At 58.7% G+C, this 15,267-nt stretch carries 14 protein-coding genes, 1 tRNA gene and 2 riboswitches; of the genes, 9 read left to right on the top strand and 6 right to left on the bottom strand.

What is annotated here, in order from left to right:
• Positions 1–56: 56 nt before the first annotated feature.
• Both HKD24_RS05415 and HKD24_RS05410 read right to left on the bottom strand, forming a co-directional pair.
• Positions 57–311 carry a putative hemolysin gene (locus HKD24_RS05415; protein WP_228124190.1) on the bottom strand — a complete coding sequence of 85 codons (255 nt, stop codon included), beginning with the start codon at positions 309–311 and terminating at the stop codon, positions 57–59.
• A gap of 30 nt (positions 312–341) precedes the next feature.
• Positions 342–644, bottom strand: a complete 303-nt coding sequence (locus tag HKD24_RS05410) for a putative quinol monooxygenase (RefSeq protein ID WP_194259353.1) — start codon at positions 642–644, stop codon at positions 342–344.
• Between the two features lie 91 nt (positions 645–735).
• A riboswitch (glycine riboswitch) is annotated at positions 736–825 on the top strand.
• Positions 826–902: riboswitch (glycine riboswitch) on the top strand.
• A gap of 81 nt (positions 903–983) precedes the next feature.
• Between HKD24_RS05410 and gcvT the strand changes: the two genes are divergently transcribed.
• From gcvT to HKD24_RS05385, 5 genes are all read left to right on the top strand, one after another.
• The gene (gcvT, locus tag HKD24_RS05405; RefSeq protein ID WP_194259352.1) at positions 984–2,129 is read left to right on the top strand and encodes a glycine cleavage system aminomethyltransferase GcvT; all 1,146 of its coding nucleotides are present in this window, start codon (positions 984–986) and stop codon (positions 2,127–2,129) included.
• A gap of 36 nt (positions 2,130–2,165) precedes the next feature.
• Positions 2,166–2,525: a glycine cleavage system protein GcvH gene (gcvH, locus tag HKD24_RS05400; RefSeq protein ID WP_062455063.1), complete on the top strand. Its 360-nt coding sequence runs from the start codon at positions 2,166–2,168 to the stop codon at positions 2,523–2,525.
• Positions 2,526–2,601: 76 nt separating this feature from the next.
• Positions 2,602–5,457: an aminomethyl-transferring glycine dehydrogenase gene (gcvP, locus tag HKD24_RS05395; protein ID WP_194259463.1), complete on the top strand. Its 2,856-nt coding sequence runs from the start codon at positions 2,602–2,604 to the stop codon at positions 5,455–5,457.
• A gap of 188 nt (positions 5,458–5,645) precedes the next feature.
• A complete protein-coding gene (locus tag HKD24_RS05390) occupies positions 5,646–5,957 on the top strand; it encodes a putative quinol monooxygenase (protein WP_194259351.1) in 312 nt (103 codons plus the stop codon).
• Positions 5,958–6,045: 88 nt separating this feature from the next.
• Positions 6,046–6,258 (top strand): heavy-metal-associated domain-containing protein, encoded by a 213-nt coding sequence (locus tag HKD24_RS05385; protein ID WP_194259350.1) that lies wholly within the window; start codon positions 6,046–6,048, stop codon positions 6,256–6,258.
• 21 nt (positions 6,259–6,279) lie between these two features.
• On the opposite strand, the gene HKD24_RS05380 is transcribed toward HKD24_RS05385, so the two are convergent.
• The gene (locus HKD24_RS05380; RefSeq protein ID WP_194259349.1) at positions 6,280–6,909 is read right to left on the bottom strand and encodes a trimeric intracellular cation channel family protein; all 630 of its coding nucleotides are present in this window, start codon (positions 6,907–6,909) and stop codon (positions 6,280–6,282) included.
• Positions 6,910–6,994: 85 nt separating this feature from the next.
• Positions 6,995–8,377: a type I glutamate--ammonia ligase gene (glnA, locus tag HKD24_RS05375; RefSeq protein ID WP_194259462.1), complete on the bottom strand. Its 1,383-nt coding sequence runs from the start codon at positions 8,375–8,377 to the stop codon at positions 6,995–6,997.
• 469 nt (positions 8,378–8,846) lie between these two features.
• Here glnA and HKD24_RS05370 point away from each other — a divergent pair, with 469 nt between their 5' ends.
• From HKD24_RS05370 to HKD24_RS05360, 3 genes are all read left to right on the top strand, one after another.
• Positions 8,847–10,010, top strand: a complete 1,164-nt coding sequence (locus HKD24_RS05370; RefSeq protein ID WP_194259348.1) for an aminotransferase — start codon at positions 8,847–8,849, stop codon at positions 10,008–10,010.
• Between the two features lie 76 nt (positions 10,011–10,086).
• A complete protein-coding gene (gene tldD, locus HKD24_RS05365) occupies positions 10,087–11,550 on the top strand; it encodes a metalloprotease TldD (RefSeq protein ID WP_194259347.1) in 1,464 nt (487 codons plus the stop codon).
• A 36-nt stretch (positions 11,551–11,586) separates the two neighbouring features.
• Positions 11,587–11,796, top strand: a complete 210-nt coding sequence (locus HKD24_RS05360) for a hypothetical protein (RefSeq protein WP_194259346.1) — start codon at positions 11,587–11,589, stop codon at positions 11,794–11,796.
• 6 nt (positions 11,797–11,802) lie between these two features.
• Here HKD24_RS05360 and HKD24_RS05355 read toward each other — a convergent pair whose 3' ends face one another.
• Complete coding sequence (locus HKD24_RS05355; RefSeq protein WP_194259345.1) at positions 11,803–12,108, bottom strand: YggT family protein; 306 nt, start codon at positions 12,106–12,108, stop codon at positions 11,803–11,805.
• 141 nt (positions 12,109–12,249) lie between these two features.
• On the opposite strand from HKD24_RS05355, the gene HKD24_RS05350 reads away from it, so the two are divergent.
• Positions 12,250–12,325, top strand: a tRNA-Ala gene (locus HKD24_RS05350).
• Positions 12,326–12,571: 246 nt separating this feature from the next.
• Here the strand turns inward: HKD24_RS05350 and HKD24_RS05345 are convergent.
• Positions 12,572–15,208, bottom strand: a complete 2,637-nt coding sequence (locus tag HKD24_RS05345) for a glycosyltransferase family 2 protein (protein ID WP_194259344.1) — start codon at positions 15,206–15,208, stop codon at positions 12,572–12,574.
• Between the last annotated feature and the right edge of the window lie 59 nt (positions 15,209–15,267).

Genomic DNA, 15,267 nt, shown 5'->3' with positions numbered 1-15,267 from the left:
GTATTCGGATAATGAAAAACCCGGTGGCCCTTTCGGGCCTGACCGGGCTGGAAAAATCAGGGCTGCATCCGGGCCAAGGGCGCGACGCAGCGATGTTCGCGATAGAGCGTCCATTCGTCGCAGATCTGGTTCGGCGGGAACGTGCAGGTGCCGGTTTCACCGCCGGATGTCCGGACATCACCGTGACGGCCACCCTGCTGAATGCAGTAGACGCTTGCGGGGTTGGGAATGCCGATCAGGCGCTGGCGCGGATTGTGCTGCGGGTGTGAGGCGCAGGCTGAAACCGTGCCGCACAGAAGAGTAATGGTCAAAAGGCGTTTCATATTCGACAGATGCATTGTTCAGGGGGCTCTCTTCTTCAGGAAACGGACACTGCGTTCCTTGATTTCCAGGTCTTTTACAGCTTTTGCAAAGACCGCGAAATGCGGGGTCTTGAGGTGGGCCTCGAAGGCGGCGCGGTCGGTATAGACTTCCACGAGGATGACCGTGTCGGCTTCCGTCTCGGGGGAGAGGACCGTGAAGCTGTGACAGCCGGATTCGTCGGCCACGGAGCGCTCGCTGTCATAGGCGCAGGCTTCAAGGAATTTCTCGTAGGTTGCCGAAGTGGTTTCGAATTCGGCAATGACCGTCAGTTCACCAGCCATGACATTTTCCTTTGCGTGTTACAGGGCAAAAGACACAACGCATGAGCGTTCGTAACGATTGCGGAGTTTTTCGGAAACTGGCAGGATCGGGATGACCGACACGGGAGAGACCGGCCGTCAGGCTGGCGCCGAAGGAGCAACCGCCCCGGAAACTCTCAGGCCAAAGGACCGAGGCGGTCAGGACATTCTGGAGAGAGGTGCGCTGGGCGCATCCGCCGACGGGATAGCGATCTCAGGCGAAAGGACAGAAGGGGCGACGTTTTTTCCGGTCCGTTTTGCGGGCGACCGGGGGCGTCTGCATCTTCACGTCTTTAGATAGAATGGTTCGGGGCTTTCCATATGACTGATTCCCTCCAGCGTACTCCTCTTTACGATCTGAATCTGGAACTTGGCGCGAAGATGGTGCCGTTCGCGGGCTTCGAGATGCCGATCCAGTTCCCGGCCGGGCTGATGACCGAGCATCTGCATACGCGCGAAAAGGCCGGTCTGTTTGACGTCTCCCATATGGGGCAGATCCGCATTGCCGCGAAAAGCGGGGACGTGAAGGACGCGGCTGCGGCTCTGGAGACGCTGGTTCCGGCTGATTTCGTCGGACTTGCCGCCGGACGTCAGCGTTACGGCCTGCTGACCAATGAGAAAGGCGGAATCCTGGATGACCTGATGGTCGCCAATATGGGCAAGGACCTGCTGGTCGTCGTCAATGCGGGCTGTAAGGTTCAGGACGCGGACCGGATCGAGAAGGCGCTTTCCGATCGCTGTGTCGTGACGCGCCAGTTCGACCGTGCGCTTATGGCGCTTCAGGGCCCGGCTGCGGAAGCGGCTCTGGCGCCGCTCTGCCCGGCCGTGAAGGACATGCGCTTCATGGATGTGATCGAGACCGAGTTGGCCACGGCGGCTGGGCCTGTGCCCGTGACGGTGTCGCGCTCCGGTTATACGGGCGAGGACGGGTTTGAAATCGGTTGTGCGGGCGCGGATGCTGACAAGGTCGCCCGCGCGATCCTGGCGCAGCCGGATGTGCTGCCGATCGGTCTGGGCGCGCGGGATTCGCTGCGTCTGGAAGCCGGGCTGTGCCTGTATGGCAATGACATTGATGTCACGACCACGCCGGTTGAGGCGTCGCTGGGCTGGGCGATCCAGAAGGCGCGTCGTGAGGGCGGTGTGCGTGAGGGGGGCTATCCGGGTGCGGATGTCGTGCTGAAGCAGACGCGCGATGGCGTAGAGCGTAAGCGCGTCGGGCTGGTTGCGGATGGCCGGGCTCCGGTGCGGGCGGGGGCGAAGCTCTTTGCCGATGCCGAGGGGCAGAATGAAATCGGAGTGGTCACGTCCGGGGCGTTTGGCCCGAGCGTGAAGGCTCCTGTTGCGATGGGATATGTCACGCCGGATTACGCGGCGGTGGATACGCCCGTCTTTGCGGAACTGCGGGGCAAGTATGTGCCGCTGCATGTGCGGGCAATGCCGTTCGTGGCACCCGGCTTCAAGCGCTGAACTTACAGTCGAACTTCAGATCAGGAAAAAGCAGCAATGACGACCTATTACACGAAGTCCCATGAATGGATCCGCGTCGATGGCGACCAGGGCACTGTCGGCATCACGGCACATGCCTCCGAAGAGCTGGGCGAGCTGGTGTTCGTCGAAGCCAAGGACGAGGGCACGGAAGTTGCCGCCGGTGACGCCGCGGCGGTCGTCGAGTCCGTGAAGGCGGCCTCCGACATCTATGCGCCGGTTGCGGGCACGCTGGCCGGGTTCAATGACGCGCTGTCCGATGATCCGACGCTGGTGGGCAAGGATCCGGAAGGCGAGGGCTGGATCTTCCGCATGACGGTTGCCAACCCGGACGACCTCAAGGGCCTGCTGACGGCCGAACAGTACAAGAGCCTCTGAGGAGATGCGGGGTCTGCACTGGCAGGCCCCGTTTTTTCTTCAGCCCGCCCCCGATTTCCGCCACTGCTTTCATGAAATGCCAGAGAACCTGCCTGTGACGACCTTGTGGCCTGCCCAGACCGAAGATTTCAGCTCCCGCCATATCGGCCCGCGCCCTTCCGAAATCGGAGAGATGCTGCGTGTCGTGGGAGCTTCCAGCCTTGATGACCTGATCGACAAGACCATTCCGGCCGCCATTCTCGATCGCGGGGATCACGGGATTGGTGCTGCCCTGACCGAGCAGGATGCACTGGCGCGTCTGTGGCAGATCGCCTCGCGCAATCAGGTTCTGACGTCCATGATCGGGCAGGGCTATTACGATACGGTTCTGCCGCCGGTCATCCAGCGCAACATTCTGGAAAATCCGGCCTGGTACACGGCTTACACGCCGTATCAGCCCGAGATCAGCCAGGGGCGCCTTGAGGCGTTGCTGAACTTCCAGACGCTGGTGGCGGATCTGACGGGGCTGGATATTGCCAATGCGTCCCTGCTGGACGAGGGCACGGCCTGTGCGGAAGCCATGGCGCTGGCGCAGCGTGTGGGCAAGTCAAAGGCAACGGCGTTCTTCGTGGATGCCGATACGCATCCGCAGACGATTGCCGTGATCCGCACGCGGGCTGAGCCGCTGGGCTGGGATGTCGTGGTCGGGGATCCGGAGACGGATCTGGATGCGTCCTCCGTGTTCGGCGCGCTGCTGTCCTATCCGGGCTCTTCGGGGCGCGTGCGGGATCTGAGCGGTGTGATTGCAGCGCTGCACGAAAAGGGTGCGATTGCGGCTCTGGCCTGTGATCCGCTGGCTCTGGTGCTGCTGGAAAGCCCGGGCGCGCTGGGCGCGGATATCGCAATCGGTTCGATGCAGCGTTATGGCGTGCCGATGGGCGCCGGTGGCCCGCATGCGGCGTTCATGGCGACGCGCGATGCGTTCAAGCGGCACATGCCGGGGCGTCTGGTCGGTGTGTCGCGCGACAGTGCGGGCAAGCCGGCCTATCGTCTGGCGCTTCAGACGCGCGAGCAGCATATCCGCCGCGAAAAGGCGACGTCCAACATCTGCACGGCGCAGGCGCTGCTGGCGATCATCGCGGCCATGTATGCGGTCTATCACGGTCCGGAAGGGCTGAAGGCCATTGCCGCACGCACGCACCGGATGGCGGCGATCCTGTCGGCCGGGCTGAAGACGCTGGGCGCGACGGTTGAGACTGATGTGTTCTTCGACACCATCACCGTTCAGGCTGGCGCTGCTGCGTCGCAGGTTCTGGCGCGCGCCGTGGCAGCTGGTATCAATCTGCGTGATGCAGGGGATGGCCGGATTGGCATGTCCTGTGACGAGACCACGACGCCTGAGACGATCCGCGCAGTCTGGGCAGCGTTCGCGGGCGAGGGTACGGATCTGTCGGCCATCGAGCAGGCGCTGGATGTGGCGGATGCACTGCCGGAAGGCCTGTCGCGGACGGCACCGCTGCTGACGCATCCGGTGTTCCATGCGCACCGCTCCGAGACGGATCTGCTGCGCTACATGCGCGCGCTGGCAGACAAGGATCTGGCGCTGGACCGGACGATGATCCCGCTAGGTTCGTGCACGATGAAGCTCAATGCGACGGCGGAGATGATCCCCATTACCTGGCCGGAATTCGCGCGGATTCATCCCTTCGCACCTGCCGGTCAGGTTCAGGGTTATGCCGAGCTGTTCGCGTATCTGGAGCGCACGCTTTGTGCGATTTCGGGTTATGATGCTGTGTCGCTTCAGCCGAATTCCGGCGCGCAGGGCGAATATGCCGGACTTCTGGCGATCCGTGGCTATCACCGCGCGCGCGGTGATGAGAACCGCGACGTGTGTCTGATTCCGGCCTCCGCACATGGGACCAATCCGGCTTCGGCGCAGATGGTCGGGATGCGGGTTGTTGTCGTGGCCTGCGATGAGAACGGCAATGTCGATGTCGAGGATCTGAAGGCGAAGATCGCGCAGCATGACGGGCGCGTGGCGGCCATCATGATCACCTATCCGTCCACGCATGGCGTGTTCGAGGAGCGGATCGTCGAAATCTGTGAACTGGTTCATGCAGCCGGCGGTCAGGTCTATCTGGATGGTGCGAACCTCAATGCGCAGGTCGGGCTGGCGCGGCCGGGTCTGTATGGCGCGGATGTCTCGCATTTCAACCTGCACAAGACGTTCTGCATTCCGCATGGCGGCGGCGGACCGGGTATGGGGCCGATCGGTGTGAGCAAGCATCTCGCGCCGTATCTGCCGGGACAGCATGGTGTTGCCGTGTCCGCAGCGCCTTATGGTTCTGCGTCGATCCTGCCGATTTCTGCCGCTTACATCATGATGATGGGCGATGAGGGGCTGCGTCAGGCGACGACGATGGCGATCCTGAATGCGAACTACATCGCCTCGCGTCTGGGTGAGCATTATCCGGTTCTGTATCGCGGCACGAATGGCTTTACGGCGCATGAATGCATTGTGGATCTGCGGCCGCTGAAGGATGCGGTCGGCGTGACGGTGGACGATATCGCCAAGCGTCTGATCGATCATGGTTTCCACGCGCCGACGGTCAGCTTCCCGGTGGCGGGAACATTCATGATTGAGCCGACGGAATCCGAAGGCAAGGGCGAGCTGGATCGCTTCTGCGATGCGATGATCGCCATCCGTGCGGAAATTGCCGAGGTCGAAGCCGGACGCGTCGGGATGGAAGACAGCCCGCTGCGTTTTGCTCCGCATACGACGGCGGATCTGGCGGGGGACTGGGAGCGGTCCTATAGCCGCGAGGCCGGGTGTTTCCCCGGTGGTGTGGATACGGCGAAATACTGGTCGCCGGTCGGGCGTCTGGACAATGCCTGGGGGGACCGGAACCTCGTCTGTTCCTGCCCGGATATTTCGACCTACGCGGAAGGCTGAGCAGGCTCTCCAGTTCGGTGTTTGGCAAAGGCGTCTTCCTTCGGGGAGGCGCCTTTTTTCTGTCCGAACTCTGATACCCGGCACGGGTTCTTTATCACAAAGGAGTGAGGTATGGTTTCACGTGAAACGCTGCCTGCCTGCATGAAAAACGGGGCAGGGCAGCTCTATCGGATATGAGGAGTTCCATCATGAGCCAGACGGTTCACATCACGGCTGTTGTTACGGTTCCCGCTGAACATGCAGCAGCGGCTGAAGCGGCTTTTGCAGCCTGTGTCGTGGAATCCCGCAAGGAAGACGCCTGCCGCCAGTATGTGATCAGCAAGGATGTCGAGAAGGCTGGCCGGTTCGTGGCCAACGAGGTCTGGGCTTCGGAAGCCGGGTTCGAGGCGCATCTGGCTGCGCCGCATTTCAAGGTTCTGGGTGATGCCCTTGCCAAGTGTGGTGCTCAGGCCGAGATCATGAAGGTCCAGCCGCTGGACGAGGCTGCTGACGCGGCCTGAAATAGCTGTTTGCATTTCTGTGGGAATATGCCCCTTTTCGGGGAGCGACTGCTTTGCGGAGCAGCCTTTGAAAAACAGGAGACTCTTTATGGTTTCGGTGGTGACGTTCAAGGTTGATGGCATGTCCTGCCAGGGATGCTCTGGCAAGCTGCAGTCTGCACTGTCCAATGTGTCGGGCGTTTCGTCTGCACAGGTGACGCTCGATCCGGGGCAGGCGGCGATCCAGTATGACGAGCAGAAAGTTACGCCGGTGGCGCTGCGTCATGTGGTCGAGGATGTCGGTTTCGACGTCATCGCCTGACTGACAGAAAGGGTCTGCGGCTTACCGGCGATAATGCGGCAGACCCAGCCCTTTGATGAGGGCAATGGCCCGCAGGGCAAACCCTGCGGTAACAGCGACTGCGGCCGCGGCGGTGTTGTTCACGCCTGCTGCGGTGAGAGCAACATAGCTCCCTGACGCAAGAGCTACGGCCGTGACGTAAAGCTCCGGCCGGATGATGATGGACGGGACACCGGCCAGTACGTCCCGGAAAATACCCCCCATACAGGCGCTGACAATCCCCATCAGGGCCGCCGGAATCAGAGGGATCCCGTAGGCCAACGCCTTGGCTGAACCGAAGACGCCATAGGCTGCGATCCCCAAACCGTCGAACCATTCCACCGCGCGGGCCGGCCAGAAGCGGGCCGGTGTGAACCACACGGCGATGGCCGAAAGCAGGCAGGCCGCAATCGGGATTGATGTGTGCATCCAGAAGACGGGTGCGCCGATCAGCAGGTCCCGTACGGTGCCGCCGCCGACGCCGGTGATGGCGGCAAAGAACATGAACGTCACGATGGTCAGACGTGAGCGTGCGGCCTCGATGGCGCCAGAGATGGCGAAGACGATCGTGCCGGCAATGTCGAGGATTGGCAGGGCGGACGAGGAGAAGGCCTGAAGGGCGGGAGGGATCATCGGGCCGTCTTGAAGTGGAGTGTTGGAAACAGAAAAGCCCGGCACGAAGGCCGGGCTTTTCCTAGAGCTGATGTTCTGACCCGGATCAGACCGAGTAGTACATCTCGAACTCTGCCGGATGCGGCGTGTGTTCGAACTTGTAGACTTCCGGCCACTTGATGTCGATGTAGCTTTCGATCTGGTCCTTGGTGAAGACGCCGCCTTCGAGCAGGAAGGCATGGTCTTCCTTGAGGGCTTCAAGAGCTTCACGGAGCGAACCGCAGACCGTCGGGATCTGGGCCAGCTCTTCCTTCGGCAGTTCGTACAGATCCTTGTCCATGGCGTCGCCCGGGTGGATCTTGTTGCGGATGCCGTCAAGGCCGGCCATCAGCATGGCGGCGAAGGCGAGATACGGGTTGGCAGTCGGGTCCGGGAAGCGGACTTCAACGCGCTTGGCCTTCGGGTTGGTCGCATGCGGGATACGGCAGGAGGCCGAACGGTTCGCAGCGGAATAAGCCAGAAGCACGGGGGCTTCGAAGCCCGGGATCAGGCGCTTGTAGGAGTTGGTGGACGGGTTCGTAAAGGCGTTCAGGGCCTTCGCGTGCTTGATGATGCCACCGATGTAATACAGCGCCTCATCGGATAGGTCGGCATACTTGTCACCGGCGAAGTTCGGCTTGCCGTCTTTCCAGATGGACTGGTGAACGTGCATGCCCGAACCGTTATCGCCCGCAATCGGCTTCGGCATGAACGTAGCCGTCTTGCCGTAGGAATGGGCAACGTTGTGCACGCAGTACTTGTAAATCTGCATGAAGTCGGCGGACTTCACGAGCGTTGCGAACTTCGTGCCGAGCTCGTGCTGCGACTGGGCGACTTCGTGGTGATGCTTCTCGATCGGCAGGCCCATTTCGCCCATCGTGGAGAGCATTTCAGCGCGCAGGTCGTTCTCGCTGTCCACCGGCGGGACCGGGAAGTAGCCACCTTTGACGACAGGGCGGTGGCCCATGTTGCCTTCCGGGTAGGCCTTCAGGGACGCGCCGGGGCCTTCGATGCTGTCGAGCTGGTACATGCCGAAGTTCGGACCTGTGCCGAACTGTACGTTGTCGAAGATGAAGAACTCGGCTTCCGGACCGAAGAACGCCGTGTCACCGAAGCCGGCATCCTTGAGATAGGCTTCTGCGAGCTTGGCGGTCGAGCGCGGGTCGCGGTTGTAGAAATTGCCCGTCTTCGGATCGATGATGTCGCAGAACAGGATGAGCTGCGGCTTGGCGGAGAACGGGTCCATGACGGCCGTTTCCGGATCCGGAAGCAGGACCATGTCGGACTCGTTGATGGCCTTCCAGCCCTGGATGGAAGAGCCGTCGAACATGAAGCCTTCAACGAAGGTATCGTCTTCGATGGTCGAGACCGTCTGGGTCGTGTGGTGCCACTTGCCCTTGGGGTCCGTAAAGCGCAGATCGACGAATTCCGCCGCGTGCTCCTGGATCATCTCGAAGACGCGGGCAACGGCCTGCGGGTTCGGGGCGGGCGGCTTGCCAGCTGCTGCGGGAGCAGCCTTGGGGGCTGCGGCCTTCGAGGGACGGCGCGCCGGAGCGGCCTTCGGTTTCACGGTAGAGGAAGTGGGGGCTTTCTTGGCCATCGATCTGTCGCCTTGCATCGTGTAAACGGCTGCAAAACGATTAAGCGACAAATGCCCGTCTGTCGAGTACGGGAAATTACGCATTTTCGCGGATTTACGACGGAATCTTACGAATGCGAACAGGGTTTTACTTGCAGGTCCGGTGATCCCGGGGCGCGATCAGGGAACAGAATCCGGTTCGGGACCATCCGCGACGCAGTTTGCCGTGAATATCGGTGTCGCGGAGGTTGGCAAGGCTTTGCAGCATTGCTCTGGCCTGCGATGGTAGCGCGCTTTCTGCCTTGTCGGATGTGGTGGAAATCAGTTCTGGGAATCATCAATGAAAACGCCGAACCAGTATCTTGCGGGTCTTCCAACAACCATCTTCACGATCATGTCACAACTGGCCGTGAAGCATGGAGCGATCAATCTCGGGCAGGGTTTTCCGGATACGGAGGGACCGCAGGATATCATTCAGGTTGCGGCCGAGGCGTTGCGGGACGGGCGGAACCAGTATGCGCCGCTGACGGGATTGGCGGAACTGCGCGAGGCTGTGGCGGCGTCCAACCGGCGTTTCTATGGTCTGGATGTGGATCCTGCGACGGAAATCGTCGTGACGTCCGGTGCGACGGAGGCTCTGGCAGCATGTCTGATGGCGGTTGTGGAACCGGGTGACGAGGTGGTCGTGATCGAGCCGCTTTATGACACCTATCTGCCTGCGCTGAAGTTGTTGGGTGCGGTGCCGCGCTGCGTCAGGCTGGCGCCGCCGCACTGGTCCCTGCCGGAGGCGGAGCTGCGGGCAGCGTTCGGTTCGAAGACGAAAGCGATCATGCTCAACTCGCCGATGAATCCTTCAGGCAAGGTTTTCGTTCGCGAAGAACTGGAACTGATCGCGGAGCTGGTGCGGGAGCATGACGCCTATGCGATCTGCGATGAAGTCTATGAGCATCTGACGTTTCACGTGAAACACGTACCATTGATGACGCTGCCGGGGATGCGCGAGCGCTGCATGCGGATCGGAAGTGCAGGCAAGAGCTTCTCCCTGACGGGCTGGAAAGTCGGGTATGTGACGGCGCCGGCAGCGCTGGCATCCGTGGTGGCGAAGGCGCATCAGGTTCTGGTCTTTGCCACCGCGCCGAATCTGCAGCGCGCCGTGGCTTACGGCCTGAACAAGGATGACAGTTATTATCAGGCGCTTTCGGCCCAGATGGAGACGCAGCGCGATTTGCTCCGGGATGGGCTGGAACGGCTGGGCTTTGAGACACTGCCGGCGGATGGCAGCTATTTCATCGTGGCGGATATTTCGCGGCATGCGCAGGGTAGGGGGGATGTAGAATTTGCCCGCTGGCTGATCGAACATGCGGGTGTGGCGACGATCCCCGTTTCAGCCTTCTATGATCCGGGTGGAGAGACGCCTCCGCAGAACCTGATCCGGTTTGCCTTCTGCAAAAAGCCCGAGATCCTGCGCGAGGCCTTGAAACGGCTGGAAAAGGCCCTTTCTTAAAAGTCCTGCGCTGTGAGCCATTTCTTGTTCAATCTGTCTGCCGGGAAAGCCGGTCTGTTCTGTCTGGAGATTTTCCATGTCTGTTGCTGCTGATGCTCTGGGCGCTCTTGCGACGACCGATGCCCTGTTTTTCGGGCGACCCGATTCAAAGCTGACCCGCGATGATGCCAGGGCGCTCGTCAATCGCGGGCTTGATAGTGTGGATGATGGCGAGCTCTTTTTGGAATACCGGGAGAACGAAAGCATCAGTCTGGATGACGGGACGATCCGATCGGCCAGTTTCAACACGTCCTCGGGGTTTGGACTGCGTGCTGTTCTGGGGACGGAAACGGCTTTCGCGCATGCGGATGATATCAGCCGGGATGCCCTGGAACGTGCCGTCAGTACGGTCGGTGCCGTGCGGCAGGGGCGCAGCGGCATCATGGCGCCGGGTCCGCAGGCAACGAACCAGCGGCTTTATGGCGACTCCCGCCCGCTTGAAGGTACGGACTTTGCAGCGCGTGCAGCTGTTCTGAGCGAGATTGACGCTTATGCGCGCGGTCTGGATTCCCGGGTGGTGCAGGTCAGTGCCGTGCTCAGTTCCGAGTGGCAGGCCGTGCAGATCATGCGGCGTGCAGATTCAGGCGGCGATGTTGCGGATCTGCGACCTCTGGTGCGCATGAATGTGTCGGTCGTTGTGGAGAAGGACGGTCAGCGGGAAAGCGGAAGCTGCGGCCTTGGTGGACGCTATGAACTGGACCGGCTTCTGGCTCCAGAAACGTGGCGTGAGGCAGTGGACAAGTCCCTGAAGCAGGCCCTGATTACGCTGGAGGCCGCGCCTGCACCTGCGGGTGAAATGGACGTGGTACTTGGCCCGGGATGGCCGGGTATTCTACTGCATGAGGCCGTGGGACACGGTCTGGAAGGCGACTTCAATCGTAAGGGCACATCGTCCTTTTCCGGGATGATCGGCAAGCGGGTGGCGTCTCCGGGTGTGACGGTGATCGATGACGGGACGCTGCCGGAGCGCCGTGGTTCGCTGAGCATTGATGATGAAGGGACGCCGACATCACGGACGGTTCTGATCGAAGACGGGGTCCTGACCGGCTATCTTCAGGACCGGCTGAATGCCCGCTTGATGGGGACGCACTCGACTGGGAATGGGCGTCGGGAATCCTATGCCCATGCTCCCATGCCGCGCATGACCAATACGCTGATGCTGGAAGGCGGTGCCACGACGGAGGAAATGATCCGCTCCATGAAGCGCGGACTTTATGCCGTGAACTTTGGCGGCGGACAGGTCGATATCACGTCCGGCAAGTTCGTGTTCGCGGCGTCAGAGGCCTATCTGGTGGAAGATGGAAAAATTGTTCGTCCAGTAAAGGGCGCTACCCTGATCGGGAACGGGGCAGACGCCATGAACCAGATTTCCATGATCGGTTCGGACGTGGCGCTCGATCCGGGGATTGGAACCTGTGGTAAGGCCGGACAGGGCGTACCGGTTGGTGTCGGACAGCCGACACTGAAGATTTCGGGTCTGACTGTGGGCGGGACGGGTTGAGATCCCGGCCGCCTCAGAAGGGGAAGGTTATCTGGAATGGGACATAATTACGCCAAGCCGCTGACGCCTGAGGTCCGGATGGAGCGGGTTTTCTCGCGTCTTCCGGACAACTGGGCTGTGACAATGGAACGTCAGAACGGTGAGAGTTGGTCAGTCTGGATGCAGCGTCCGGATGGGACGCAGCATCATGTGACAGGACCTGTTCTGGTGGACGCTCTGGAAGAGGTCTGGCGCGCTCTGAGATAGGCAGCGTCAGAAGCTGTTATGGGTCGCAAGCATGAAGAAAATCCGGTTGACAGCCGGATAGACCAGGAACTGGATCAGAAGCAGGACAACCATCGGGGCAAAATCCATACCGCCGGTATTGGGCAGGATGTTGCGGATCGGGGCCATCACGGGTTCGACGATCCGGGCCAGCGCATTGAAGATGGAATAGAAAAAGCGGTTGCGGATATCCAGGATCCCGAAACCCAGCAGCATCGACAGGATGCAGTAGGCCAGCAGAATCCATACGAAAGCTTGGATCAGCATCAGGATAATGGCGTGCAGGGCAACCATATGAAACCTCGTCGAATGTCGGAAGGGCAGCCGAAAGGCCGGTCGGAGAACGCTTGTAGTCATAGCGATAGCACAGAACAACGTCCTGCGTGCAGGTCTGCTTGACAGCCTGCGCGAAGAGGAGAACTATTGTTCTGTCGTGGGGCTGTAGCTCAGATGGGAGAGCGCCTCGTTCGCAATGAGGAGGTCAGGGGTTCGATTCCCCTCAGCTCCACCACGGTATTTTCCCGATATATGGCTGCTACAGATAATAAAAAAAGATCAGCTGATTGCGTGATAGCTTCCTGTATCTGTGCACAGAAATGGTTATTTAGTGTCTAGAAACAGGTTAATATTTTCTGGATTCTTAAAGAGGCGATCTCTTGGACCGCTTCAGACTGTCTCTTAAAGAGATGGCCATGACTGTTTTTCATACAGTCATGGCCTGTAATTCATAATCTATTTTGAGAGTGGAGCCCCAAGATTACTCAACGGGGCTTGTAATGGTCGTGCTTGATGTTTTCTTCCGTCGCGCCCTGACCGGAGGCTTTTTGGCCGTCGGTTCTTCAGGTGCAGACGCTTTTTTCTCCTCGGCTGTAGACGTGGTTACGGGCCAAAGAGGACGGATTTTTTTTCTGGTAGATGCCAGTGGCGAGTATCGTGTTTCGTCCACTCCCGGAATTGTAAGGTCAAAGAAGACCTGACGATCAAGCGTGAAATGAGGGTTGTAGAACGGATCCGTAAGGAGCGTGTTTCCCCATTTCTCGATCATGAACTGTGTTTCGTGGAAGAAGCGACGTTCTGTTGAGGGGCGATCATCACTGCCACGGCTGAGACTTTCGTGATGTTCTGCGCAGAATTCCGGCGTCCAGATGACTTTGTAGCCAGCGTCCCTGACTTTGAGGCACAGGTCAATATCATTGAATGCGACTTTGAGGTGTTCTTCATCAAAGCCACCAACCAGCTCGAAAGCCGGACGGCGGATCAGCATTCCAGCGGCTGTAACGGCCGAAATTTCCTGTGGGAAATAGGCGCGGCCTGCATAACCGCCTTCATTGCGTGGGATACCGACATGGGCATGACCAGCAACATCCCCGATCCCGAGCAAGACGCCGGCATGCTGAACTGTCTGGTTCGGATAGACGAATTTGCCGCCAACGATCGCAACTTGCGGGTCCGCAAGAGCCTCATTGACCAGAATCTGCAGCCAGTTTTCCTGTTCGACAAAGACGTCATTGTTCAGGAACAGAAGGAAATCAGATTTTTCGTCTTTTGCAGCAAGGTTGTTGATGCGGGAATAGTTGAAAGGTTCCTTGACGGTCAGAATCTCGACATTGGGAATCTTATCGACTTTTTTCGCGAATGCCGCAGCTTCCTTTGTGATGGACCAGTTATCGACCAGGATGACCTTGTAATTCGGATAACGGGTATATTTCTGGATAGCCTCCAGGCAACGGGCTGTTGTCGCAATTTCATCCTTGTAAGGAATGATGATTGTGACTGAGGGAGACTGATTGAACTCCCAATCCACCTTGTAAAGCGTCATTCCCATCTGAGAGTCCACTTTTGCAGGCAGGTTCTTGCGGGCAAGATGATCGCTGACGGCCTTGATGCCGGCATCAATGGCATAGCGTTTGTTGCCAATGTCTGAAGCGGTCGAGTTTGCCGTGATGCGCCAGTGATAGAGAATTTCGGGGACGTGATGGATCTTGTCGGCCGGAACATGTTCAGACGCGCGCAGCAGGAAGTCATGATCCTGCGCTCCATCATAATCCTTGTTCAGTCCACCAACATTCTGCAGTGCGGACTGACGGATCATCACGAAGTGGCAGACGTAGTTGACGCCTAGAAGCAGTCGGTAGTTCCAGTCCGTCTTGAATGCCGGCTCTCTGTAGTAACCGCTGGCATCGATTTTGTCTTCGTCGGAATAAATGAGATCGGCGTGACTTCTCTGCGCTTCGCGCAGCATGTATTCGACAGCTACATCTGCAAGCAGGTCGTCATGGTCGAAGAAGGCGATCCATTCACCCTTAGCGGCTGCAAGACCAGCATTGGTGGCAATACTGATACCACCATTCTTCTCCTGAAATAGCGGCTTGATGCGAGGATCAACTTTGGCAAAGTCCTCAATGACAGCCCGTAATTCAGGATTCTTGCTGCAGTCATCGACAAGGATGAGTTCCCAGTTCTGCCATGTCTGGGCCATGACACTCTCAACTGCGGCCCTGAAATCCGTGAGGTTGGGATTCCAAACGGGACAGACAATGCTGACCAGCGGGTTACCAGTGATGGTTGCGTCGTCCCGGGTGCGGTCAACGTATTTGCGCAGGACCGGGAAATAGGACGTTGCCCAGGAATGGTAGTCTGCGATCGTAAAACCAGGTTGTGGAAGGATTTCCCGAACCTGACGGCGCAAACGGGTCAGTTCAACATGGAGGGAATCAATCTTGTCGATGACGTCGATGATCAGGGATTCGTGAGCGTCAGTCACGAAGCTCGTCAGGCAGGGACTGTTTGTAACTTCGATCATGTCAGGCAGGACGTAGAAACGGAACTCCTGCTGATAAGGTTTGCGGTACAGTTCGGGTGGCGAAAACTGGAAACCGCAGTAAGGATCGCAGGACAGGGCTTTTCCGACATCACCCCGATATCTGTTGGCTTCAACCTGAGCGATTTTCTGACCATCGCAGGTTACGAGAAGCTGCTGATTTCCTTTCCAGCCTTCAATATCATTTCCGCAAACGACCCAACCGCTTAGAACGCCCTGTTTCAGACCATCAACGAAGGAACGTGTTTCGACGGGAAGCTTTGCAGCAAAAGGAATATATTCCAGTTTTTGGTTGTCTGAGTAGATTTCAATCTGATTGAGACGGTTTTTAAAGGTGATATTATGGACTTCGCCATCAAGTAAACTATGTGGAACCGTAATATGGAAGCCTGTATTTTTTGAGGGAATTCCAGCTTCATAAACGTCTTCACGGAGATCTGTACAATGGAACTGAAGGAATTCCTGACCGTCTGCCAGAGCGTGCAGAAATACAGGTTGTGATGGGTTTTCGGTATCTGTAGCCCATCCCCGTATACCATTAACGGAAAATTCATCTATCTGGCATACTATCATTAATTTTCTCCTGCACAACCATTAATGTTCTAAATCAGATACAATATTTAAAACATAGG

It is taken from the genome of Gluconobacter vitians (assembly GCF_015244565.1).
GTDB lineage: Bacteria > Pseudomonadota > Alphaproteobacteria > Acetobacterales > Acetobacteraceae > Gluconobacter > Gluconobacter vitians.
This window is presented reverse-complemented; position numbering and strand designations above follow the sequence as displayed.

What these genes read in the sequence shown, in the direction of transcription:
- HKD24_RS05410 (WP_194259353.1), bottom strand. Translation starts at nt 644, where the DNA reads ATGGCTGGTGAACTGACGGTCATTGCCGAATTCGAAACCACTTCGGCA.
- HKD24_RS05380 (WP_194259349.1), bottom strand. Translation starts at nt 6,909, where the DNA reads ATGATCCCTCCCGCCCTTCAGGCCTTCTCCTCGTCCGCCCTGCCAATC.
- gcvP (WP_194259463.1), top strand. Translation starts at nt 2,602, where the DNA reads ATGCCAGAGAACCTGCCTGTGACGACCTTGTGGCCTGCCCAGACCGAA.
- HKD24_RS05355 (WP_194259345.1), bottom strand. Translation starts at nt 12,108, where the DNA reads ATGGTTGCCCTGCACGCCATTATCCTGATGCTGATCCAAGCTTTCGTA.
- HKD24_RS05390 (WP_194259351.1), top strand. Translation starts at nt 5,646, where the DNA reads ATGAGCCAGACGGTTCACATCACGGCTGTTGTTACGGTTCCCGCTGAA.
- gcvT (WP_194259352.1), top strand. Translation starts at nt 984, where the DNA reads ATGACTGATTCCCTCCAGCGTACTCCTCTTTACGATCTGAATCTGGAA.
- gcvH (WP_062455063.1), top strand. Translation starts at nt 2,166, where the DNA reads ATGACGACCTATTACACGAAGTCCCATGAATGGATCCGCGTCGATGGC.
- HKD24_RS05385 (WP_194259350.1), top strand. Translation starts at nt 6,046, where the DNA reads ATGGTTTCGGTGGTGACGTTCAAGGTTGATGGCATGTCCTGCCAGGGA.
- glnA (WP_194259462.1), bottom strand. Translation starts at nt 8,377, where the DNA reads ATGATCCAGGAGCACGCGGCGGAATTCGTCGATCTGCGCTTTACGGAC.
- HKD24_RS05360 (WP_194259346.1), top strand. Translation starts at nt 11,587, where the DNA reads ATGGGACATAATTACGCCAAGCCGCTGACGCCTGAGGTCCGGATGGAG.
- HKD24_RS05345 (WP_194259344.1), bottom strand. Translation starts at nt 15,208, where the DNA reads ATGATAGTATGCCAGATAGATGAATTTTCCGTTAATGGTATACGGGGA.
- HKD24_RS05370 (WP_194259348.1), top strand. Translation starts at nt 8,847, where the DNA reads ATGAAAACGCCGAACCAGTATCTTGCGGGTCTTCCAACAACCATCTTC.
- tldD (WP_194259347.1), top strand. Translation starts at nt 10,087, where the DNA reads ATGTCTGTTGCTGCTGATGCTCTGGGCGCTCTTGCGACGACCGATGCC.